The 21617-nt window shown below is 65.4% G+C and carries 19 protein-coding genes and 2 pseudogenes; 18 read left to right on the top strand and 3 right to left on the bottom strand.

The window, feature by feature from the left end:
- Positions 1-93 precede the first annotated feature (93 nt).
- From DW355_RS04190 to DW355_RS04125, 14 genes and pseudogenes are all read left to right on the top strand, one after another.
- Positions 94-579: a flagellar basal body rod protein FlgB gene (locus DW355_RS04190; protein WP_131278091.1), complete on the top strand. Its 486-nt coding sequence runs from the start codon at positions 94-96 to the stop codon at positions 577-579.
- Between the two features lie 44 nt (positions 580-623).
- Complete coding sequence (flgC, locus tag DW355_RS04185; RefSeq protein WP_131278090.1) at positions 624-1034, top strand: flagellar basal body rod protein FlgC; 411 nt, start codon at positions 624-626, stop codon at positions 1032-1034.
- Positions 1035-1078: 44 nt separating this feature from the next.
- On the top strand, positions 1079-1792 hold the full coding sequence (locus DW355_RS04180) for a flagellar hook assembly protein FlgD (RefSeq protein WP_131278089.1): 714 nt from the start codon (positions 1079-1081) through the stop codon (positions 1790-1792).
- 117 nt (positions 1793-1909) lie between these two features.
- Positions 1910-3448 carry a flagellar hook protein FlgE gene (locus DW355_RS04175; protein ID WP_131278088.1) on the top strand — a complete coding sequence of 513 codons (1539 nt, stop codon included), beginning with the start codon at positions 1910-1912 and terminating at the stop codon, positions 3446-3448.
- A 48-nt stretch (positions 3449-3496) separates the two neighbouring features.
- Complete coding sequence (locus tag DW355_RS04170; protein ID WP_131278087.1) at positions 3497-3778, top strand: hypothetical protein; 282 nt, start codon at positions 3497-3499, stop codon at positions 3776-3778.
- Positions 3779-3820: 42 nt separating this feature from the next.
- Positions 3821-4561: a flagellar basal body rod protein FlgF gene (locus DW355_RS04165; protein ID WP_131278086.1), complete on the top strand. Its 741-nt coding sequence runs from the start codon at positions 3821-3823 to the stop codon at positions 4559-4561.
- A gap of 63 nt (positions 4562-4624) precedes the next feature.
- A pseudogene (gene flgG / locus DW355_RS04160) lies at positions 4625-5403 on the top strand (flagellar basal-body rod protein FlgG).
- A complete protein-coding gene (locus DW355_RS04155; protein ID WP_207388080.1) occupies positions 5403-6116 on the top strand; it encodes a flagellar basal body L-ring protein FlgH in 714 nt (237 codons plus the stop codon). The pseudogene flgG and the gene DW355_RS04155 overlap by 1 nt, the downstream one beginning before the upstream one ends.
- Before the next feature lie 44 nt (positions 6117-6160).
- Positions 6161-7294, top strand: a complete 1134-nt coding sequence (locus tag DW355_RS04150; protein ID WP_131278085.1) for a flagellar basal body P-ring protein FlgI — start codon at positions 6161-6163, stop codon at positions 7292-7294.
- Between the two features lie 13 nt (positions 7295-7307).
- Positions 7308-8285: a flagellar assembly peptidoglycan hydrolase FlgJ gene (gene flgJ / locus DW355_RS04145; RefSeq protein WP_131278084.1), complete on the top strand. Its 978-nt coding sequence runs from the start codon at positions 7308-7310 to the stop codon at positions 8283-8285.
- Positions 8286-8347: 62 nt separating this feature from the next.
- Positions 8348-10453 (top strand): flagellar hook-associated protein FlgK, encoded by a 2106-nt coding sequence (gene flgK, locus DW355_RS04140; protein WP_131278083.1) that lies wholly within the window; start codon positions 8348-8350, stop codon positions 10451-10453.
- Positions 10454-10545: 92 nt separating this feature from the next.
- Entirely contained in the window at positions 10546-11925 is a 1380-nt protein-coding gene (gene flgL / locus DW355_RS04135; protein WP_131278082.1) for a flagellar hook-associated protein FlgL, read from the top strand.
- Positions 11926-12024: 99 nt separating this feature from the next.
- Positions 12025-13227 (top strand): hypothetical protein, encoded by a 1203-nt coding sequence (locus DW355_RS04130; RefSeq protein WP_131278081.1) that lies wholly within the window; start codon positions 12025-12027, stop codon positions 13225-13227.
- Positions 13228-13294: 67 nt separating this feature from the next.
- Entirely contained in the window at positions 13295-13999 is a 705-nt protein-coding gene (locus tag DW355_RS04125; protein ID WP_131278080.1) for a histidine phosphatase family protein, read from the top strand.
- 17 nt (positions 14000-14016) lie between these two features.
- On the opposite strand, the gene DW355_RS04120 is transcribed toward DW355_RS04125, so the two are convergent.
- From DW355_RS04120 to DW355_RS04110, 3 genes are read right to left on the bottom strand one after another with little or no spacing between them, the layout of a single operon-like run.
- Positions 14017-14535: a PilZ domain-containing protein gene (locus tag DW355_RS04120; protein ID WP_242671299.1), complete on the bottom strand. Its 519-nt coding sequence runs from the start codon at positions 14533-14535 to the stop codon at positions 14017-14019.
- Between the two features lie 12 nt (positions 14536-14547).
- Entirely contained in the window at positions 14548-15378 is an 831-nt protein-coding gene (locus tag DW355_RS04115) for a creatininase family protein (protein ID WP_131278079.1), read from the bottom strand.
- Positions 15375-16607, bottom strand: a complete 1233-nt coding sequence (locus DW355_RS04110; RefSeq protein ID WP_131278078.1) for an SAM-dependent methyltransferase — start codon at positions 16605-16607, stop codon at positions 15375-15377. The genes DW355_RS04115 and DW355_RS04110 overlap by 4 nt, the downstream gene beginning before the upstream one ends.
- 179 nt (positions 16608-16786) lie before the next feature.
- Between DW355_RS04110 and DW355_RS04105 the strand changes: the two genes are divergently transcribed.
- From DW355_RS04105 to hemE, 4 genes and pseudogenes are all read left to right on the top strand, one after another.
- Positions 16787-19048, top strand: coding sequence for a protein-disulfide reductase DsbD family protein (locus tag DW355_RS04105; protein WP_131278077.1), 2262 nt, complete (start codon positions 16787-16789; stop codon positions 19046-19048).
- A gap of 23 nt (positions 19049-19071) precedes the next feature.
- Positions 19072-19701: a thioredoxin family protein gene (locus DW355_RS04100; protein WP_131278076.1), complete on the top strand. Its 630-nt coding sequence runs from the start codon at positions 19072-19074 to the stop codon at positions 19699-19701.
- A 28-nt stretch (positions 19702-19729) separates the two neighbouring features.
- Positions 19730-20083, top strand: coding sequence for a hypothetical protein (locus DW355_RS04095; RefSeq protein ID WP_131278075.1), 354 nt, complete (start codon positions 19730-19732; stop codon positions 20081-20083).
- A 122-nt stretch (positions 20084-20205) separates the two neighbouring features.
- Positions 20206-21314 (top strand): annotated as a pseudogene (gene hemE / locus DW355_RS04090) (uroporphyrinogen decarboxylase).
- Positions 21315-21617 lie beyond the last annotated feature (303 nt).

Genomic DNA, 21617 nt, shown 5'->3' with positions numbered 1-21617 from the left:
CCACAATTTGTCGCACCCGGTGGTCCAGACGCCTTCAAGGCAGCCCGACTCCCGACCCATGCAAGGCTGAACTGAATGAAAGGGGCGCATGCCATGCTCGACAAATTGACCGGCACACTGGACTTCCACGGGAAGGCCTTGCAGCTGCGCTCGGAACGTCAGCGCACCATCGCCAGCAACATCGCCAACGGCGACACCCCTGGCTACCAGGCACGTGATTTCGACTTCAAGGCCGCCATGGAGGAAGCTTTGGGACAGACCGGCGGCGCGCTGGCGCAACCCTCTTCCTTGAACATCTCCGGCACCGCGGGCGGAGCCTACGGTCCAAGCAACACCCCGGCCGTCGCCGGCGCCACAGACGCACGCCACATTCCGCTGCCCAGAAGCACCGGGCAGGGCGGGCTGGGCGAAAACGGCCTGGGCTACCGCGACCAGATTCAACCGGCCATGGACAACAACAGTGTGGACATGGACCGTGAGCGCAGCAATTTCGTGGACAACTCCATCCGCTACGAATCCACCCTGCGCTTCATCAACGGGTATTCCAAGACCATCCTGAGCGCCATTCAGGGTCAGTAACGGAAACCGGCAACCCTCTACCCTGAACGACAAGGAAGACTCCCATGTCCATGTTCTCCATCTTCGGCGTTTCCGGCAGCGCCATCAGCGCCCAGGCCCAGCGCCTGAACGTCGTTGCCTCCAACCTCGCCAACGCGGACGCCGTCGCCGGCCCGGACGGCCAGTTCTACAAGGCCCGACAGGTTGTCTTCGAAACCCTGCCCTTCGACGAGGCCACGTCCGGGGCGGCCGGCGTGAAGATCAACGCGGTGACGGAAAGCCAGGCGCCCGCGCGCCGGACCTATGAACCCACCCACCCCTCGGCGGACGCGGACGGTTACGTCAACCAATCCAACGTCAACCCCGTGGAGGAAATGGTCAACATGATCTCCGCCTCGCGCTCGTACCAGAACAACGTCGAGGTGATGAACACCGCAAAGACGCTGCTGCTCAAGACGCTGCAGATGGGGCAGTGAGTGACACGCCCCATCTGACCTGACTTCCATCCGAAGGAACACACATGGCTTCCGTAGACAGCACCAGCTACATCGACAGCTTGGTTAACAAGGGCAGCAGTACCAGCTCCAGCTCCAGCACGGACTCTGCGGAGATGCAGGACCGCTTCCTCAAATTGCTGGTTGCGCAGATCAACAACCAGGATCCGCTCAATCCCATGGACAACGCCCAGATGACGTCCCAGATGGCGCAGATCAACACGGTCACGGGCATCCAGGGCTTGAACGACACGATGAAAAGCATGTCGACCCAGTTCACGGCCCTCCAGGTGCTGCAAGGCACCTCTCTCGTGGGCCGCGAAGTATTGGTGAGCAACCCCACGCTCTCGATTCATGAAGGCACCCGCGACAGCACCGCCGAGGGCGCCGAGGAAGGCGACAAGGAAACGATCCGCTACGCCAACGGCGCCATCGACCTCAGCAGCACGGCCAGCAAGGTCAAGGTGGAGATTCTGGACCCCTCGGGCAAGGTCATCGACACCATCGACGCTGGCGCCCTGCCGGAGGGCCGGCACTATTTCACCTGGGATGCCACGGACTACGAAGGCACGGGCGCACCGAGCTTCCGCATCGTGGCCGAAAACAACGGCAAGGCGGTCGACGCCACCGCCTACGCACGCCACTACGTGCAATCGGTCGGCATGTCCAACGGGCTCATGCAGATCGATCTGATCGGCGCGGCGACCATCACCTATGGTGATGTGAAGGCCATTCTTTAAGCGCTTTCTCAGAACCAATCCGGCCTTTTTCAAAGACCCAAGACACAACTTGCAGAACCCGTTCCGCAGCGTCGTCCCCTCACCCACCTTTTCACACCCCCACGAAGGAAACACACCATGGGCTTCCAACAAGGTCTCTCAGGCCTGAACGCCTCCAGTCGCAGCCTGGACGTGATCGGCAACAACATCGCCAACGCCAACACCACGGGCTTCAAGTCGGGTCGCGCGGAATTTGGTGATGTGTTCGCGTCTTCCATCGGTGCCTCGGGCGCGGGCACCATCGGCATCGGCGTGGAAGTCGCCACCGTCAGCCAGCAATTCACGCAGGGCAACATCGCGATCACGAACAATGACCTGGACGTGGCCATCAACGGCAGCGGTTTCTTCACGCTGCAGTTGCAAGACGGTTCCAGGGCTTACTCGCGTGCGGGTGAATTCAAGCTGGACCCGCTGGGCTACGTCATCACCAACACGGGCGCACGTGTGATGGGTTTCCCCACGGACCCGGCGGGCAATCGCACCAGTGTCACGCTGCAAGCCATGCGCATGCCCACGAGCCAAGGTATCGCTGCCAACCAGACCACATCCATCACGGCCTCAAAGTTCACCCTGGATTCAGCCGCCACCGTCTGGAACCAAACCACCCCCAGCACCTCGCTGGCGCGCTTCGGCACGGCCATCACCAATTACGACTCTCAGGGCAATGAAGTGCCGGTGGAACTCTACTTCCGCAAGGTCGCACCCAATCTCTGGCAGGTCTATACCGACGCAGACAACGGCGACGCTGGCGCGAACCAAAGTCAACTGGGGCTGCTGGAATTCAACACCGATGGTTCGCTCCGTGCCAGCTACGTCACGAGCACGGCGGCAGGGGCTCTGCCCGCGACCGGCCCGCAAGCCGACATCACTGTCAACAACTGGAACAAGCTGAACGATGGCACGGGTGTCACGTCCACGGCCATCACCATTGCCGCTGTCACCTATCCCGCTGGTACGGCCATCGGGGCGCTGCCCACCACCTTCGCAGCCATCGACCTGACCAACGCCAACAACAACACCGCCTTGGCCTTTGCGGACTACTCGGTCGACGTCGGCACCATGGATCCCGATGGGGCGGTCGGCGGAACCACAACCAGCTCGACCAACGCGCAGATGGTCATCAATGTCACGCTGCCGCCCTCACCCAATGTCACCACCATCGGTCTGAACGGCACGGGCAATATCTCGATCGATCTTTCCGGCATCGTCCAGCACAACACGCGCTTCACGGCCGGTGACCTGTCGCAGGACGGCTACCCGCCTGGCGACATGGTGGGCCTGAAGATCGAAGACAACGGTGTCATCACCGCCCGCTTCTCGAACGGTGAAACGCAGGCTTTCGGCCAGTTGGCGCTGGCCAACTTCCGCAACGTGCAAGGTCTGTCGCCCACGGGCAACGGCGAATGGATCGAGACCCAATCCAGCGGCCAGCCCATCTTCGGCGGCCCCACCGAGGGCAATCTGGGTGAGCTGCGCTCCGGCGCACTGGAAGAGTCCAGTGTGGACCTGACCAAGGAGCTGGTGAACATGATGACCGCCCAGCGCACCTACCAGGCCAACGCGCAGACCATCAAGACACAGGACCAGGTCATGCAAACCCTGGTCAACCTGCGGTAACGGTTGGCGAGAACTTCCTGCTCAACCGTTTTCCCCTCCGGTGCCACGTTGGGTGATGGCGTCACCCGACGCGGCGCCGAGCAATATAAAGAAAAGCAGATCTCCTTTCCCAACCGCTGGCTTGGCCAGCGGTTTTTTTTTCGCAATGCGCGTCCGCGTCCAGACCAGGAAAGCGCGCCACCAACCCGCGAGAGCAAATCGCGCGCGCGTGGCAAGCCCCTAAGCCGTCAATTACCGCGCCTTTTGCCCTCTTTTTCCCTCTCCTCCAGCCTCAAGTTTTTCCACAATCCCCTGCACGAGGTGAAAAGGATGGCCTTTGGATTCCTTTGATCTGGCCTCCTTCTCCCGCCCAAATTTGAAAGGCACGCACCTATGGACCGCATCATCTACACCGCCATGACCGGGGCCAATGCCGCGCAGCATCGGCAATCGGTGCTGTCCAACAACCTGGCCAACGTCTCGACCAACGGCTTCCGTGCTGAGCTGTCCACCTACCGCGCCGTGCCCCTGCGCGGCGATGGTGCGACCACCCGTGTGTTCGCCCTGGAAGCGACCGCCGGCCAGCGCGACGCGCCAGGCCCGGCCATGCGCACCGGTCGCGACCTCGACGCCATGCCTCAGCAGAGCAGCTGGTTCGCTGTGCAGGGCCTGGACGGTGGCGAGGCCTACACCCGCAACGGCAGTTTCGAGGTGTCGCCGCAAGGGGTGCTGCAGACCAGCAGTGGCCTGTCCCTGCTGTCGGACGGCGGCAGCCCGATCATCGTGCCCGAGAACGCGGTCGTCAGCCTGGGTTCGGACGGCACGGTCAGTGCGCAGAGCGCCGGTCAACCCTCAACCACGGTGGGACGCATCAAGCTGGCCACGCCGACCGACGAAGACCGTCTTAAGCGCGGCGACGACGGCTTGTTTCGCCCGGTCTCTGGTGCGCCGCTGCCCAATGACACGAACGCCCGCATGGACGTCGGCGTGCTCGAAGGCTCGAACGTGAACGCGGTGGAATCCATGGTCGGAATGATCCAGACCGCCCGCCAGTTCGAGCAACAGATGCGCATGCTTCAAACCGCCGAATCCGATGACCGCAGCGCCGCCAAGCTGCTGAGCCTGGAAGGTTGACGCGGACCGTCGCAGCACGGCCCCGTACGCCCACCCATCAACCGAATCTAGAAGGAACACGCGATGTTCAATTCCCTGTGGATCGCCAAGACCGGCATGGAAGCCCAGCAACGCCAGCTGGACACCATCTCCAACAACCTGGCCAACTCCTCCACCAACGGCTTCAAACGCTCCAGCGTCGTGTTCGAGGACCTGATGTACCAGAACCTGCGTGCCGCCGGCTCACCGAGCAGCGAGCAAACCAACCTGCCCACCGGCCTGCAGGTGGGTCTGGGCGCGCGCGCCGTGGCCACCAGCCGCAACTACACCCAGGGCAACCTGGTGCAGGGACGTCCTCTGGACGTGGCCGTCAATGGCAACGGCTTCTTCCAGGTCTCCATGCCCGACGGCACCATCAACTACACCCGGGATGGGGCGCTCGAAATCAGTCCGGAAGGCGCGCTGGTCACGTCGAACGGCCTGCCCCTGGCCGACGGCATCGTGATCCCCCGAATGCCAGCGACCTGTCCATCTCCGACGACGGCACGGTCACGGCCAAGCTGCCGGGGCAGGTCGTGGCTCAGACCATCGGCAACATCACCTTGGCCACCTTCATCAACCCGGCTGGCCTGGAGGCCAAGGGCCAGAACCTGTTCGCCGAAACGGCGGCCAGCGGCACACCCAACACCAACGCGCCCGGCAACAATGGCACGGGCAAGCTGATGCAGGGTTATCTGGAATCGTCCAACGTCAACGTGGTCCAGGAGCTGGTGACCATGATCCAGACCCAACGCGCCTACGAAATGAACTCCAAGGCCATTCAGACGTCGGACCAGATGCTGCAGAAGCTGGGACAGCTGTGATGAAGCGCCTCCTTGCACCCATCGCCGCGCACGCGCGCCTGATCTTGCTGCCTTGCTCGCTCGGCGCGGCCCTGCTCGCGGGCTGCACGGTTACGGCACCGCAGCCCGCCAAGGTGGATTTCGCGACCCCAACCATGGCCGCCTATCCCGCCCAGACCGTGCCAGCGGGCCCCGCGAGCGGCAGCCTGTTCCAGACGGCCACCTACCGGATGGGCTTCGAGGATCGCCGAGCCCGTCAGGTGGGCGACACGGTGACGATCCGCATCGTCGAAAACGTCTCGGCCAGCCAGCAGTCCAGCGCCACGACCAACCGCAGCAGCAGCATCAGCGGCGGCATCTCGGCCGTTCCGGGGCTGTCCGCCGGGTCACTGGGCAAGTTCGACATCGGCGCGGAAAACAAGTCCGACTTCTCGGGCAAAGGCGGCACGTCGGCGGCCAACAACTTTTCGGGATCCATCACGGCCGTCGTGGCTGAGGTGCTGCCCAACGGACACCTGGTGGTGGTAGGCGAGAAACAGATCGGTCTGAACCAGAACGTCGATGTCATGCGCTTCACGGGCACCGTCGACCCCCTGGCGATCCAGCCCGGCAACATCATCAGCTCCACCTCGATCGCAAACGTGCGCGTCGAATCCAAGGGACGTGGCCCGCAGTACGACGTGCAGACCGTCGGCTGGCTCACGCGTTTCTTCCACACCCTCTCACCCTTCTGAGTCCGATCGCACCCATGTCGACCCGGACCTTCGAGGATCGCGCCATGAATATTCCGCACCGCTTCTTCCGCCACGCGGCCTTGCTGCTCGGCGCCGCCGCGCTGGCTGGCCTGCTGACCGGCGTCGCGCAGGCCGCCCGCATCAAGGAGGTCGCCTCCATCGAGGGCGTGCGCAGCAACCAACTCACCGGCTATGGCCTGGTCATCGGCCTGGATGGCACGGGCGATCAGACCACGCAGATGCCGTACACGTCACAAACGCTGGCCAATTACCTCCAGCAGCTTGGCATCTCGCTGGACCCGAGCCTGGCTTCGCGCCTGCAACTCAAGAACGTGGCCGCCGTGCTGGTCACGGCCGAGCTGCCGGCGTTCGCGCGCCCCGGCCAACGCATTGACATCACGGTGTCCTCGCTGGGCAACGCAAAGTCGCTCAAGGGCGGAACGCTGGTGGCGACTCCTCTGCGGGGTGCCGATGGCCAGATCTACGCGCTGGGCCAGGGCAGCATGGTGGTGGCGGGCGCGGGTGCTTCCGCCGCGGGCAGCCGCGTGCAAATCAACCACCTGAGCGCGGGCCGCGTGCCGGGTGGCGCGCTGGTGGAACGTGCCGTGCCCACGCCCTTGCTGGAAGGCAGTGGTGTGCGCCTGGCCCTCAACTCGGACGATTACCTGACCGCCTCGCGCGTGGCTGACGCCATCAACCAGCGCTTCGGTACCGGCGTGGCCAGCGCCATGGACGGCCGTTCCATCGAGGTTCGCGCGCCCACTGCACCCAATGAACGGATCGCCTTCCTGGCTCAGATGGAAGAGCTGAACGTGCAGGACACCACGCCCGCCGCCAAGGTCATCATCAATTCCCGCACCGGCTCCATCGTGTTGAACCAGGCCGTGACGCTGGGCCCCTGCGCCATCGCCCACGGTAACCTTTCCGTCAGCATCAACAGCACGCCAGTCATCAGCCAGCCGGCGCCGCTGTCACAAGGCCAGACCGTGGTCACTGAGCAAGCCAACATCCAGGTCACGCAGGAGCCCGGCAATCTGATCACCGTCGCCGGTGCCCCGACGCTGCAGGAAGTGGTGCGCGCGCTCAACGCCCTGGGTGCCACGCCGCAAGATCTGCTGGCCATCCTGCAAGCCATCAAGGCAGCTGGCGCGCTGAACGCCGAGCTTGAGGTGATCTGAAAGGCATCTGACCATGAGCGCCGACCTGATTTCCAATTCACAAGCGCTGGCCGTTGACGGCTCCGGCCTGGACCGCCTGAAGTACCAGGCCGGGCAAGCCAACACGCCACAAACCATCCGCGAGGCCGCCAAGCAGTTCGAGGCCCTCTTCATGCGCGAGCTGATGAAGAGCATGCGCGAGACCACGATGAGCAGCGGCATGTTCGACAGCCCCATGGGAGACATGGGCACCAGCATGCTGGACGAGCAGTACGCGCTGCAGATGAGCGGCATGCCGGGTGGCATGAGCGAGCTCATCGCCAAGCAACTCATGCGTCAGCTGAAGATGGACGACGCCAGTCCGTCGGCCTCGAGCGGCCCCGTGTCCGGCGCATCGGGCTCGGACGCGGCCAGCACGGCCCAGGCCGCGGCTCTCGCGACCCAGTCCACCGCCGCGGTCCTGCCCGCCGACGCTGCGGAAGCCGAGTCGCTGGTCCCGGCCACCCGCATTCCTGCGGCCGCGCGTGACTTTGTGCAGCAGCACGCCGAACTGGCCAAGCAGGTCGAACACAGCAGCGGCCTGCCCGCCAGCTATCTGCTCGGCCAGGCTGGTCATGAAACCGGCTGGGGCCGCCGTGAAATCCGCATGGCCGACGGCAGCAACTCCTACAACCTGTTCGGCATCAAGGCCGGCGCGGGCTGGAAGGGGAAGGTCGCTGAAATCACCACCACGGAATACGTCGATGGCGCGGCGCACAAGGTCACGGCCAAGTTTCGCGCCTACGATTCCTACGCCGACTCCTACCGTGACTTCGCCCGCATGATCGGCAACAGCCCGCGCTACGCCGATGCGCGCGACCAGGCCTTGCAAGCCAGCACGGCCGACGGGTCCGAGTCCGTTCAGAACTGGACGCAAGGCCTGCAGGACGCAGGCTACGCGACCGACCCGCAGTACGCTGAAAAACTCACCCGCGCCATCAACACCACCCTGCTCCTGCAACGCCGCATGTGACGCATGCAGCGCGAAACAGGAAAACAGCCTAAGATTTTTCACTGAGAAACCAGGAACCCGCCATGAGCAGCCTCCTCAGCATCAGCGCCACCGCCTTGACCGCCAACCAGAATGTCTTGAACGTGATTGGCAACAACATTGCCAACGTGAACACCGAGGGTTATTCGCGCCAACAGGCCATTCTCAGTTCCATCCCGGGTCAGTACATGGGCACGGGTTACTACGGCAAGGGCGTCGAAATCACGACGGTTAGCCGCATCTACGACGACTTCCTGACCCGCCAGGCCGCCGCCACCAAGTCCGTGGCCGCCAGCGATGGCGTGCGCTCCACGTACATGCAGCAGCTCGAAAGCCTCTTTCCAGGCGGAACCAACGGTCTGGGCGCGACGATCAGCGACCTGTTCAACTCGTTCTCCGACATCGCCAACGCACCAACCGATCTGACGGCCCGGGGCGTCACCCTGGCCCGCGCCGAGGAAATGTCGAACCGCTTCCAGGCCACGTCCGAGTCCATCAACGAACTGCGCATTGGCGTGAACCAGCAGTTGGACGTGGACATCGCCGCGATCAACAACCTGGCCTCGCAGATCGCCACCGTCAACAAGCAGATCACCCAGGCCCTGGGCAGCGGCCACACGCCGAACGATCTGATGGACAAACGCGATCAGCTGGTGCGCGACATGAACCGCTACATCCAGACCTCCAGCGTCACGGCGGACGATGGCTCGCTGACCCTGTTTGTCGGGGGCAGTCAGCCCCTGGTGATGGGGGGGACGGCTTCCACGGTCGCGCTGGTGAGTGACGACTTCAACAATCCGAACCAGCATAAGTTCGCGATCACCTTCAATGGCAAGGAACGCGTGATCGACACGGGCCTGTTGGGTGGCGGTGAAGTCTCGGGTCTACTGCGCTTTTCCAACGAGGATCTGGTGCAGGCCGAGAACCTGCTCGGTCGCATGGCCCTGTCCATCGGCACCGTGATGAACAATCAGCAAGCCCTGGGCCTGGACCTGAACGGCAAGGCGGGCAATCCTCTCTTCAACTTGGCCAACCCGCCCGCCGCCTATTCCGCCAAGCAGAACACCGGCACGTTGAACAACCTGTCGGTGGGCATCTCCCTGAACGACAGCACCGGCACGCCCGACGGCATGCAGGACTTTCTCGCCAGCAACTACGAGATCACCTTCACGAGCACAGGCGCGGCGCCGTTCACGGCCGTGGTCACCCGTCTGTCCGACGGCGTGCAGCAGACAGTCAGCTTCGCCGACAATCCGGCCAACGCCTCGACCAATCTGGAAGGCGAATTCGATGGCCTGCGCCTTTCCTTCGCCGCCGCCGATGTTCCAGCCGTCGGCGACCGCTTCGTGGTCGCACCGTATTCCGCCGCCGCGCGCAGCCTGACCGTGGCCTTCACCTCGCCCAAGGAATTGGCCATGGCCCGGCCCATCACGGCCGAGGCGGCAGCGGACAACAAGGGCGCGCTCACGCTCGCCGGACTGTCCGCGCGCAGCATACCGACCACCCCGGGGCCGGACGTGAGCCTGGTCTTCCTGACGTCCACCCAGTACATCCGCACGGACGATGCGTATTACACGGGCTCCCCGCTTGAAGCCGCCATCACGGCCGGCCTGAAACCCGGTGACCCCGTCTACGACGCGGCGGTGGTGGACTATCAGACCAACGCCACCCCGGGCGAGCTCTACAACTACACGCCAGGCAATGCCATCGAAGCGGATGGCCGCAGCACCAACCTGCCTTTCGACCCAACCACGGAATGGGGCTGGTCGCTCACGCTCAAGGGTGTGCCGCAACCGGGCGATAGCTTCACGGTCAAGACCAACCCCTACACGCAATTGGACGCCGCCAACGCCCAAGCCATGATGGGCTTGCGCGACATGCAATTGTTCGACAAAGCCCCTCTGACCGACGGCTACGCCAGCCTGATCGCCGACATCGGCACGAAGACCCTGGGCGCCAAGCAATCAGCGGCTGTGTCCGACAAAATTGCGGTCAGCATTGAGCAGGACCGCACCGCCGTCAGCGGGGTGAACCTGGATGAGGAAGCGGCACGTCTGCTCCAGTTCCAGCAGGCCTACCAGGCCGCGGGCAAAGCCATGCAGGTCGCGCAGACCTTGTTCGACACGCTGATTTCTTCCGTGCGCGCTTGATGTGTCTGCATCCCTGCCCCCGGAACTGATAACGGCACAAAACACTCCAAACTGAACCCCACGCACACGCTGCGACACAAAAGGACCTCACCATGGCCATGCGACTTGGTACCGCCAATTCCTACGACCGCACGCTCAATATCCTGACGACACGCCAGACCGATCTGGCCCAGCAACAGGAAAAGCTGGCCGCGGGCAAGAGAGTGCTGCGCGGCAGCGACGACCCCACCGGGGCCGCCCAGGCCGAGCGGGCCATGACACGTTCGAACCGCGTGGACGTCGAAGTGCGCGCGCTCAACCTGCAACGCAACACGGTCGCCCTGGCCGAAGGCACGCTGGGCAACAGCATGGATCTGTTGCAGAAAATCCGCGAAAAGCTGGTCTACGCGGGCGATGGCGCCCTCACACCCTCCGATCGCGCCGCCCTGGCAGTGGAGATCAAGGGCATGCGCGACCAACTCTTCGGTTACGCCAACAAGCAGGACAGCAACGGCATTCCCCTCTTCGGAGGTCTGGGCAGCGCGCCCCAGGCCTTCACCGACCAGGTCGGCGGCGTGACCTTCAACGGCACCACGGGCAACCGCGCCAGCACCTTGGTCAGCGTGCCCGGCACCATGGACGGCCAGGCCGTCTGGATGAACGTACCCACGGGCAACGGCGTTTTCACCACCGACCTGGGCATGGGCACGATCCCGACCCCGCCAACGGCCTTGGTCACCAGTTCCACCGTCGGCATTCCGGCCAGCCCCACCGACCCGGACTGGACCTTTGACAAAACCATGAACACGGTCAACCAAGGCGAAGTCTGGGCCGGCGTGGGGCAGGTGGTGGATCCGGCGGCCTTGACCGGCAACAACTACATCGTCCGATTCAATGTGACGCCGCAGTTGGCTGAACCTGCCCCTGTCTCGACCAATCCGGACAACTGGACGCTGCCCGCCGTGGTGACCTACGACGTCTACCGCTACGACCCGATCGCCGACCCCACCGGCGCCGCGGCCGTCGCCGTGACCACCGATCAGCCTTACACCGAAGGCCAGGACATCATCTTCGACGGCGTCTCCCTCACGCCCAAGGGCCAGCCCGCCGATGGCGACACCCTGACGATCCAGGCCAGCAAGCGCACCGACCTGTTCGCCGTCCTGGACAAGGCGATCGCCGGAATCGACGGTGCGGCCAATGGCTACCAGCTGTCGCAGGACTTGGCCGTCGCACTGACACAGCTGGATAGCGGCAAGGAGCGCCTGGTTTCTGCACGCAGCGAGGCGGGCGTGTTGCTCAATCGCACAGACATCATCGAAGGCACGCAGGAAGACAAGACGCTCCAGCTCGCCGCCGACCGCTCGCGGGCCGAGGACATGGACATGATCAAGGGCATTTCGGACATGCAGAACATGCAAGTCGGCTACCAGGCCGCCCTGCAGACCTACGCGCAAGTCCAGCGGCTCTCGCTGTTCAACTTCATCAACTGAGCGACTGGCCCACCCACACCCAGCCCAGCAGGCCCTGCCCGACCCTAACCATCCGGTCGGGCAGACCTCCTGCCAACGCGCCAACTCTGCCTCTTCACCATGAGCGCGTCTCCCCTGGCCCCCCTGACCCTGAGCCATCGCCTGCTCTGGGACCGCCAGCGTGCGCTGGCCGGCGCCCAGTTGCTGGTCGACACGCCACCCGACGCCGACATCTCGAGCGTGGGGTACGCCCGTTACCTCTTCGCCACCCTGGCCGATCTGTGGCCCCCGCACGCGCCACCGTTGCTGCTGACCCTGCGCAACCCGGCGCTGTTGCTGGACATGCTGACCCAGGCGCAAGCACCCGAGCAAGCCGAGGCGCGCCGAGGCGCGTCCACGGACGGCGATGCGCCAAAAGGCCTCTGGATCGCACTGGGGCCCGAAGCGCAGCGCGATCCAGTGCTCGGCCCGCGCGCCCGACAGGCCGTCGCACGCGGGGTGCCCGTGCTGTGGACCGCCACCCAGGATACGGGCGCACAATTCGTCCTCCAGGCACCCGAGCGCCGCCTCCAGGCCGCGCATGCGCTGGACACGAACGACCCCAGCACCCAGTCCTGGGCCGTCGCCGGCTGGCCGGTGGAGGACACACTGCGTGAACTGCAGGACGCGGCGCGCGCCCCCGCGCGCGCGGCCATCCTCGCCGTGCTGCAGGCCATCGAGGACGACGCCTCCGACGACGACATTGAAGCCCTGCTCTGCGCCGATCCGGTCCTGTGCCACCGTTTCCTGCAACGCGTGAACAAGGCTGCCGCGCGCGAGCGCGGCACCATCGACACGGTGCGCCGCGGGCTGCAGGTCTGGGGACTCAAGCATGTCTATGCCTGGCTGCATGCACAGCAGGCCAATGCGGACGACCTGCCCGACCTGCGCCCGGTGCGCATCGGCATGGTCGTACACGCGCACCTGGTCGAGCATTTGCTGGACCCCGGCGACGAGGAAGACCTGCGCCGCGAGATCTACCTTTGCGGCCTCTACGCGCAGATGGAACGCCTGGTGGGTGAGTCCCTGCCCAGCCTGCTGCGCGGCTTGCCTCTGTCACAGCGCATCCAGCAGGCCTTGCTGGAAAACAGCGGCCCCTATTACCCGGCCTTGCAATTGGCCCGGACCATCGAGGCGGGCGATGCGCGCGGCCAGCGTCTGCTGGCCGAAAGTTATGGTTACGCCAGTGAAGACCTCAGTCGCGCCGTGCTGCGCACCCTGGCCCAGGCCTTGACCCGTCCACACAGTCTGGGCCTGATTCCGGGCGCGGCCGTATTGAACTGACACCCACGCGACAAATCCACGCAGTGGTGGCAGGACCACCGCGCCGTGCGCGGGCATACTGGCTCGCATGCCCACCCTCTACCTCGTGCGTCACGGTCAGGCCTCGTTCGGCGCGGCCGACTACGACCGTCTCAGCGAACTGGGCGAACGCCAGAGCGAGCGTCTGGGCCAGTACTGGCGCGCGCGCGGACGGGACGTTCATCCACACTTCGGCACCGTACTCACAGGCACCCTGCGCCGCCATGCCCAGACTTGGGGAGGCATCGCCCGGGGCCTGGGACTGCCCCTCGAAGCCGATGGAGGCCCGCAGGCGTTGCAATGGCCCGGACTTGACGAGTACGACAGCACCGCGCTGCTGGAAACCCTGGGCGCCGCCCCGCCACAATCCGGGATGTCAGACACGCCTGAATCGCGACGTGCGCATTTCCGCCTGCTGCGTACCGCCTTGCAGCAATGGGCGGCAGGCACCATCGCGCCGCGCGGCATGCCCACGTACGCGGATTTCTCGGCCGGTGTGCGCGCGGCCCTCGACCACGTGTGCAGCACCTGTACGACGGATGTGTTGATCGTCTCCAGCGGCGGGCCGATCGCGACCGCCGTCGCCCAGGTGCTGGGCGCGCCGGCAGAAACCGGCATCGAGCTGAATCTGCGCCTGCGCAACAGCGCGATCACCGAGCTGGATTACACGCCCCGCCGACTCAGCCTGGTGAGCTTCAACACCGTTCCGCACCTGGACGAGCCGGGTCTTGCGAACTGGGTCACCTACGCCTGACCCATCAACCCGTCACCTCAGGCACTGGACTCAGGCGTCGGGGAATAGCCGATCAGCACGGCCAGTTCACGCCCGAGCAATGCGGGGTCCTGCATGTTGCGCTCGATCAGTTGGCGCAGGTGCGTGACACTGTCCAAATCTATGTGCACACACTGCAGGCCAACCTGGTAGACGCTGCCGAACCCCTCGGGGCTCGCTCCGGTCTGTTGCCCCCGGGCCACGGCCACGTCCATCGCGATGAAATCCGTGGCCGAAAGCACGATGCGCAAACGACCCCGCGAACCCTGTGGGGGCAGGCTCAGGCCCGCGCCCACGCGCACCTCGACCAGCACACCCTTGAGCGAAATATCCACCAGCTGCACGTCGAGCACGCCGCTGCTCAACGTCAGGCGGGCTGGCGCTTGAAAGACCGAGCGCAAAAAGCGTCGATAGGCAAGTTGTTGGGTCAGTGGCATGGGCTTGAGCTCAATCAGATCGGTCTCCGCCGATGAAGTGGTGAAGGTGGCAGAAATGATTTTCTTCAGGGCACGCAGCATGGATGGCTATTGTCAGGCCAAAGGCGCATCCACCAAAGTATCCAGAGGCAGGTGGTCAATTTCAGCAAGCAGCGCCGCCAGGGCGCGGCCCTGTGCCTCCAGCACCGCCCGGCCCTGTTCCGCCGTGGCCGCCGCCGCGTCACCGACGGCGCCGGCGCGGTTGTAATCCTGCATCTGCCAGGCAAGTTTGGCGCTGCGCCCATTGCCCAGAATCGGGAACCGCGCGGCGCGCGCCTGGGAGGCCGACGCGAACTGCCGCGCCTCGCCCATCCGCACCCGCCGCGGCGTCAATGCCAGCATCATCGCCGTCTCGATCTGGCCTGCGTGGATGCCGTAGCGGTGCTCCTCGGCGCTGAACAGGCCATCCACCTCGGGCGGCAGGGGCAGGTTGAAGGTGTTCACACTGTAGACCAGCATGCCCAGGCGCGCGCGCAGATCGCGCGCCACCACGTCCAACAGGCCGACCTGGCCCCCATGGGCGTTGAGCAGCACCAGCTTGCGCACCCCCGCGCGCGCCACCGATTCGCCCAGCGCGGTCCACAGACCGATCACCAGCGGTGCGGACAGGGTGAGGGTGCCCGGATAGGCCTGGTGCTCGGGGCTGAAACCCACGTCCTGGCTGGGAAGGAACAGCACCGACAGATCCCCCAGATGTGGCAGGCTGGCGGCCACCACGCCCTTGACCAGATCGTGGTCAACACTGAGCGGCAGATGCGGACCATGCTGCTCCGTGGCGCCCAGGGGCAGGACGGCGATCAGGCGCGCGCGCTGCGTCGGGTCCAGCCGGGCGAAGTCCTGGGTCGTGAGGTCGGCCCAGGCATGGCTGGGCGGGAGATGGGTCATCGTTCGTACATCCAGCGCCGTGACCAGGGCAGTGCCGAGGACGGGCGTCCCGACTTGCCGCACAGCACCTGGTAGAGCGAAATCTCGTCATTGTCGAACGCCCACTGACAACCTGCAAGGTAGATGCGCCAGATGCGCCAGGTTTTCTCGGGCACCATGCCCCGCAGTTGCGCCGTGCCCGCTTCGAACGCCTCGCTCCACAGCCGGGTGGTGTGCATGTAGTGGCGGCGCAGGCTTTCCACGTCCAGGGCCTCCAGGCCGCCCAGTTGCATGGTCCTCAGCACGGTGCTGATGTGCGGCAGCTCCCCTTGCGGAAACACATAACGGTCAACAAAGCGCCCACCGCCATGCGAGGTTTCACCGTTGTTGGCGTCGGTGGAGGTGATGCCGTGGTTGAGCACCCAGCCATCGTCCGTCAGCAGCTTGCGGATCTGGGCGAAATAGGCCTCCAGATAGTTCAAGCCGACATGCTCGAACATGCCCACGCTGGTGATGCGGTCGAACTGGCCTTCCACGTCCCGGTAGTCCTGCAGGCGGATCTCGATGCGGTCTTGCAGGCCGGCGGCCTTCACGCGTTCGGTGGCCAGGTCAAACTGGTTCTGCGACAGCGTCACGCCCACGCAGCGCGCGCCATAGTGCTGCGCGGCGCGGATCACCAGGGCGCCCCAGCCGCAGCCGATGTCCAGCAGCCGGTGCCCGGGCCGCACCTGGGCCTTGGTCAGGATGTGATCGATCTTCTTGAGCTGCGCGGCTTCCAGGGTTTCGTCGCCGTTCTCGAAATAGGCACAGGAATAGACCATGCGCGGGTCCAGCCAAGTCTGGTAGAAGGCGTTGGACACGTCATAGTGGTACTGAATGGCCTCCTTGTCGCTTTTTTTCGTGTGCTTGAATTGCCGCACGATGCGCGTCAGCCGCCCTTCGGTCTGGCTGCCGGCCTCGGCCATCTGGTGCCCGAGCGCCAGAATGTCGGCGACACGGCCTTCCACGTCGAGCAGGCCTTCCACATAGGCTTCTCCCAGACTGTCCAGACTGGGGCTCAGCAGGTGCGTGACGGCGCTGGGTTTGCGCAATCGGATGGTCACGAGGGGAGTGTCGAAGTCACCGAGCTTGAGGCCACCGCCTCCGCCGCCGTTTTCGCCGAATTGCACCAGAACCGGCAGGTTGATCTTCTTCTTGAGCTTCGCCACCCAGGGGGTCAGCGCGGATTCCATCTTGCTGGCTGCAACCATCACTACAACTCTCCACGAACGCGGGTTTTGTTACAGGATTGGGACCGGAGGACATTATGACCAGCCATCGCAGGTCACACCGGCACGCGGATGTAACCGAGCTTTGCACGCGGCTTATCCCTTGACAGGCTTGTGAGATTGCGATTGGTCCAAGGCACTGACTTAACATCGCCCGCATCATGTTGCGTCGTCCGCGTCTTTCCTCCGCCACCTCCACCGTTACGCACACTGTTGCCGCCGGTCTTTTAATCCTGCTGGTGCTGCTATCCCTCTGCGGCACAGCGCATGCGCAAAGCTTCCTGGGCAACCCGGTCATGGGAAGCGGCGCTGCGGTGCAGACCGCACAGGCGCGTACCGAGCTGATCGCGCACGCCCCCGAGGGCATCGCACCCGGGCAGACTTTCTGGGTCGGCCTGCGCATCGCGCACGCCAAGGATTGGCATACCTACTGGAAAAACCCGGGCGACTCGGGCCTGCCGACCGAATTGCAGTGGACGCTGCCACCAGGCATCGCCGCTGGCGAGGTCGATTGGCCCGCGCCGAAAAAATTCGCGATCGGCAGCACCGACCCCCTGATCAACTACGGCTATGAAGACACCGTGTTGCTGCCCGTTCCTCTGACAGTGGGCACAGACTTCCGATCCGCGCCCGGGCAGAATGAACTGACGATCCAGCTGCACGCCAGTTGGCTGATCTGCCGCAGCGAGTGCATTCCCGAGGAGGGGCGCTACACCCTGCGCGTCCCGCTACGCGGCGCCACCACCGTGCACACGGCCGCCTTCGAGGCCGCGCGACAGGCCCGGCCGCAAGTACTGGCCGTGGGCAAGAGCCGACTCGACATCGAAGGCGGCCAGCTGAAGCTGACGGTCGCCGGCCTGCCCGACAGACTGCGCGGTCAAAAGCTGGACGCCTTCCCGGAAACGGCCGAGGTGCTGAGCCCCTCCGCGCCCTGGACCCAAGCCTGGCAGGGCGCGCTCTGGACCGCCTCCCTGCCGATCTCACCGCAACGCAGCGCCAGCCCGGACCGGATGCCGATGGTGCTGAGCCTGGCATCCAGCCCCGCCGTGCACGGCAACACGCGTGAAGGCTGGCGGGTGGAACTGCCGGTGCGCACCCCCTGGCCCGCCGCCGCGGTGCCGATCGCCCTCACCCCCGCGCTGCAAGCGGCGCTGGACGCGAACGCTTCCAGCGCGAACCGCGCCCTCCTCGCACCGCAGACCTCCTCTCCGACCCTGCTGGCCGCCCTGGTGCTCGCCCTGCTGGGGGGACTCCTCCTCAACCTCATGCCCTGCGTGCTGCCCATCCTGGCCATCAAGGTGCTGGGCTTCGCCCAGCATGCCCAGGATCGGCGTGCCCTGCGCCTGGGTGGCCTGGCCTACACAGCCGGCGTGCTGCTGAGCGTCCTCGCATTGGGGCTGACCCTGCTGGGCCTGCGCAGCGCGGGCGAAAGTCTGGGCTGGGGCTTCCAGTTGCAAAGTCCTGCCATGGTGGCGACGCTGGCCGCGCTCTTCACCGTGATCGCACTCAACCTCGCGGGTCTGTTCGAATTCGGGCAATGGGCGCCAGGCCGGCTGGCCACACTGCAGGCCCGCCATCCGACGCTGGATGCGCTGCTCACGGGCGTGCTGGCCGTGGTCGTGGCCTCGCCCTGCACCGCCCCCTTCATGGGCGCCGCCCTCGGCCTGACCGCCACCTTGCCCGCCGCGCAGGCCCTGGCCATCTTCGCAGCGCTGGGCCTGGGTCTGGCCCTGCCTTATCTGGCGGCGAGCTTCATCCCGGCCGTGGCGCGGCTGCTGCCCCGACCCGGCGCCTGGATGCTGACCTTGCGCCGTGTGCTGGCCTTCCCCATGCTGCTCACCGTGGTCTGGCTGGTCTGGGTGCTGGGCCACCAGAGTGGCGTGGACGGTGCCGCGACCCTGCTGGTGCTGCTGGTGCTGCTCACGGCCCTGATCTGGGTGCTGACGCTGAACGGCCGCGCGCGCCTCGCGCTGAGCGCCTTGGTGCTCATCGCGGGAACTTGGTTCGCCGCCACCGTGGGTCCGACGATGTTCACGGAAGCGGCATCAACGCCCCAGGCGCAGACCGGCGACGCACGCTGGCAAGCCTGGAGCCCCGCGCGCGAACAGGCCCTGCTGGCCGAGGGCCGCGCCGTGTTCGTCGACTACACCGCCGCCTGGTGTGTGACCTGCCAGGTCAACAAGCGCACCACCTTGAATGACGCGGAGGTACTGAGGGCCTTCGCCGCGCACGACGTCGTCCTGCTGCGCGCCGACTGGACGCGGCGCGACCCTGCCATCGGGGCCGCGCTGACGGCGCTGGGCCGCGGCGGCGTGCCCGTCTACGTGCTGCACCGCCCGGCCAGACCCGAAGCACGGGCGCCCCTGGTGCTGTCCGAATTGCTGAGTCCGGGCGAAGTGCGGCGCGCCCTGGACACCCTGTGAACCGCCGCGCTCAGGAGTACGCCATGTCGAGCCCTTGGTCCCGTCCCCTTGCCTTCTTATTCACGGTGCTGGTCATCACCGTCGCGCCAACGATCGCCGTCGCCTCCACCGGCCCGGCCATCGGACAGGCCGCTCCCGATTTCAGCCTGCGGGACGTGAACGGCAAGACCGTACGTCTCTCGGATTTCCGCGGGCGTCACGTGGTGCTGGAATGGAACAACCCGAGTTGCCCCTTCGTGCAAAAGCATTACGGCAGCGGCAACATGCAGCAGTTGCAGAAGGAAGCCGCCGCCAGGAATGTGGCCTGGCTCACGATCAACTCGACCGAGACCGGTCATGGCGACTACCAGGCCCCGGCGCAGCTGGCGCGCTGGATGCGCGAGCAGGGCGGCGTACCCGCGGCGACGCTGATGGACGCCGACGGCGCTGCGGGCCGCGCCTACGGCGCGCGGGTCACGCCCCACATGTACATCGTCGACCCGCAGGGTCGGCTGATCTACGCGGGTGGTGTCGATGACAAACCCTCGGCGCGCGCGAGTGACCTCGTCGGCGCCACCAACTACATCCGTGTCGGCCTGCGCCAGGCTCTGGCCGGTCAGCCATTGAGCCAGCCCACGACGCGCGCCTACGGCTGCACCATCAAATACCAATGAGCCCGAAAGCATGGGGCAGAATCCAGCCATGAGCGAGACCCACCCGGCCCAAGAGCCCATTTACGTGCCCCATGCAGAATTCCGCGCTGGCCTGCCGGCGGGACAATTCCGGCTCATCGTCAACCCCGAGCGCGCCAGCAAGTACGTCAAGCACCGTCTGATGTTGACGGCATTGATTCTGCCCATCGTGGGCGCCGGCATCGGCATGGCCTGGTATGGCTATCCCTGGATCGGCCTGGTGATGGTGTTGCTGGGCGTGGTGGCGCACCGCATCGTCGGGCGCCAGGCCCCCAAGATCCTGCTGCACATGGCCGTGCGAGATGCCAAGGTGTATCACGAGGCCATCGACTTCGAAATCCTGGAAGTCCAGCGAGCACGGTAAGGCGAGGGCGACGAATCCACCACCCCAGCCAGGCACGGACACGGCACGGGGCCCGCAGCGGACGGAGCGCCACTCGCGGTGAGCAAGGGTGGGAGGCGAACAATCCTTGCGACAATCGGGGCATGACCCGCTTTGCCCCTCTGAAAAACGACCGCTTCCTGCGCGCCTGCCTGCGGCAGGCCACCGACTACACCCCTTTGTGGCTGATGCGCCAGGCCGGGCGCTACCTGCCCGAGTACCGCGCCACCCGCGAACGCGCGGGCAGCTTCATGGGCCTGGCCACGAACGTGGACTACGCCACCGAAGTAACGCTGCAGCCGCTGGAACGTTACGCACTGGACGCGGCCATCCTGTTCTCCGACATCCTGACGGTGCCCGACGCGATGGGCCTGGGCTTGTCCTTCGCGCAGGGTGAGGGACCGAAGTTCGCCTCACCCGTGCGTGACGAAGCCGCCGTGGCCAGGCTGGCCGTGCCGGACCTGGACAAGCTGCGCTATGTCTTCGACGCAGTGACGTCCATCCGCAAGGCACTGGACGGCCGCGTGCCGCTGATCGGCTTCTCGGGCAGCCCCTGGACTTTGGCCTGCTACATGGTCGAAGGCGCGGGCTCGGATGACTACCGCCTCGTCAAGAGCATGCTCTACGCACGCCCGGACCTGATGCACCGCGTCCTGCAGGTGAACGCGGACGCGGTGGCGGCCTACCTGAACGCGCAGATCGACGCGGGCGCGCAGGCCGTGATGGTCTTCGACAGCTGGGGTGGTGTGCTGGCCGACGGCGTGTTCCAGCAGTTCAGCCTGGCCTACACGGCGCGCGTGCTGGCCCAGCTGAAACGCACCGGCGTGGATGGCAAGGTGGTGCCACGCATCGTCTTCACCAAGGGCGGCGGCCTCTGGCTGCATGAAATGGGCGCGCTGGATTGCGAGGTGCTGGGCCTGGACTGGACGGTCAACCTCGGCGCGGCTCGCGCCCTGGTGGGCGAGGGCACGCAAGGCAAGGCCCTGCAGGGCAATCTGGACCCGAACGTGCTGTTCGCGCCGCCCGCCGCCATCGAGGCGGAGGTGACCAAGGTGCTGGCCAGCTTCGGCACGCCCCACAGCGACGCCACGCGCCCCGGCCCCACGCACATCTTCAACCTGGGCCACGGCATCAGCCAATACACCCCCCCGAGCATGTGACGGCGCTGGTCGAGGCCGTGCACGCGCAGTCGCGGGCGCTGCGGCAGGCCTGAGGTCCGGCTGGATTTCCTGACCTCCTTCGCCCAAGCTTTGTCAAGGGGGCACGGACTTACTTATGCACAAAATCCGTAAGCCCTGTGACCTGCTCCCGCCACGCTGCCAGCGCCCCGCTATCAAAGCCATAGCGCTTCTAAGTCATTGATTCATATGAGGATCGTAAATTGCTTTTTTCAAAGGCAATCTGTTGGAAGCCTTGATTTTCAAGGCTTGCAGCCCTTTGTCCGGGGCCTTTTCAACAAAGTTATCCACAGAAGCACTGGATTAGTTTTAAGCCCTTGCAGATCAAGCACTTAGCG

The organism is Hylemonella gracilis (assembly GCF_004328645.1).
In the GTDB taxonomy this organism is placed as follows: domain Bacteria; phylum Pseudomonadota; class Gammaproteobacteria; order Burkholderiales; family Burkholderiaceae_C; genus Hylemonella; species Hylemonella gracilis_B.
Note: the sequence above shows the minus strand (reverse complement) of the source record. Positions and strands in the feature narration are given on the sequence as shown.

Coding starts and splice junctions, on each gene's coding strand:
- DW355_RS04100 (WP_131278076.1), top strand. CDS start 19,072: ATGTCGAGCCCTTGGTCCCGTCCCCTTGCCTTCTTATTCACGGTGCTG.
- flgL (WP_131278082.1), top strand. CDS start 10,546: ATGGCCATGCGACTTGGTACCGCCAATTCCTACGACCGCACGCTCAAT.
- DW355_RS04130 (WP_131278081.1), top strand. CDS start 12,025: ATGAGCGCGTCTCCCCTGGCCCCCCTGACCCTGAGCCATCGCCTGCTC.
- DW355_RS04155 (WP_207388080.1), top strand. CDS start 5,403: ATGAAGCGCCTCCTTGCACCCATCGCCGCGCACGCGCGCCTGATCTTG.
- DW355_RS04115 (WP_131278079.1), bottom strand. CDS start 15,378: ATGACCCATCTCCCGCCCAGCCATGCCTGGGCCGACCTCACGACCCAG.
- flgC (WP_131278090.1), top strand. CDS start 624: ATGTCCATGTTCTCCATCTTCGGCGTTTCCGGCAGCGCCATCAGCGCC.
- DW355_RS04190 (WP_131278091.1), top strand. CDS start 94: ATGCTCGACAAATTGACCGGCACACTGGACTTCCACGGGAAGGCCTTG.
- flgJ (WP_131278084.1), top strand. CDS start 7,308: ATGAGCGCCGACCTGATTTCCAATTCACAAGCGCTGGCCGTTGACGGC.
- DW355_RS04150 (WP_131278085.1), top strand. CDS start 6,161: ATGAATATTCCGCACCGCTTCTTCCGCCACGCGGCCTTGCTGCTCGGC.
- flgK (WP_131278083.1), top strand. CDS start 8,348: ATGAGCAGCCTCCTCAGCATCAGCGCCACCGCCTTGACCGCCAACCAG.
- DW355_RS04105 (WP_131278077.1), top strand. CDS start 16,787: ATGTTGCGTCGTCCGCGTCTTTCCTCCGCCACCTCCACCGTTACGCAC.
- DW355_RS04125 (WP_131278080.1), top strand. CDS start 13,295: ATGCCCACCCTCTACCTCGTGCGTCACGGTCAGGCCTCGTTCGGCGCG.
- DW355_RS04175 (WP_131278088.1), top strand. CDS start 1,910: ATGGGCTTCCAACAAGGTCTCTCAGGCCTGAACGCCTCCAGTCGCAGC.
- DW355_RS04120 (WP_242671299.1), bottom strand. CDS start 14,535: ATGCTGCGTGCCCTGAAGAAAATCATTTCTGCCACCTTCACCACTTCA.
- DW355_RS04180 (WP_131278089.1), top strand. CDS start 1,079: ATGGCTTCCGTAGACAGCACCAGCTACATCGACAGCTTGGTTAACAAG.
- DW355_RS04165 (WP_131278086.1), top strand. CDS start 3,821: ATGGACCGCATCATCTACACCGCCATGACCGGGGCCAATGCCGCGCAG.
- DW355_RS04110 (WP_131278078.1), bottom strand. CDS start 16,607: ATGGTTGCAGCCAGCAAGATGGAATCCGCGCTGACCCCCTGGGTGGCG.
- DW355_RS04095 (WP_131278075.1), top strand. CDS start 19,730: ATGAGCGAGACCCACCCGGCCCAAGAGCCCATTTACGTGCCCCATGCA.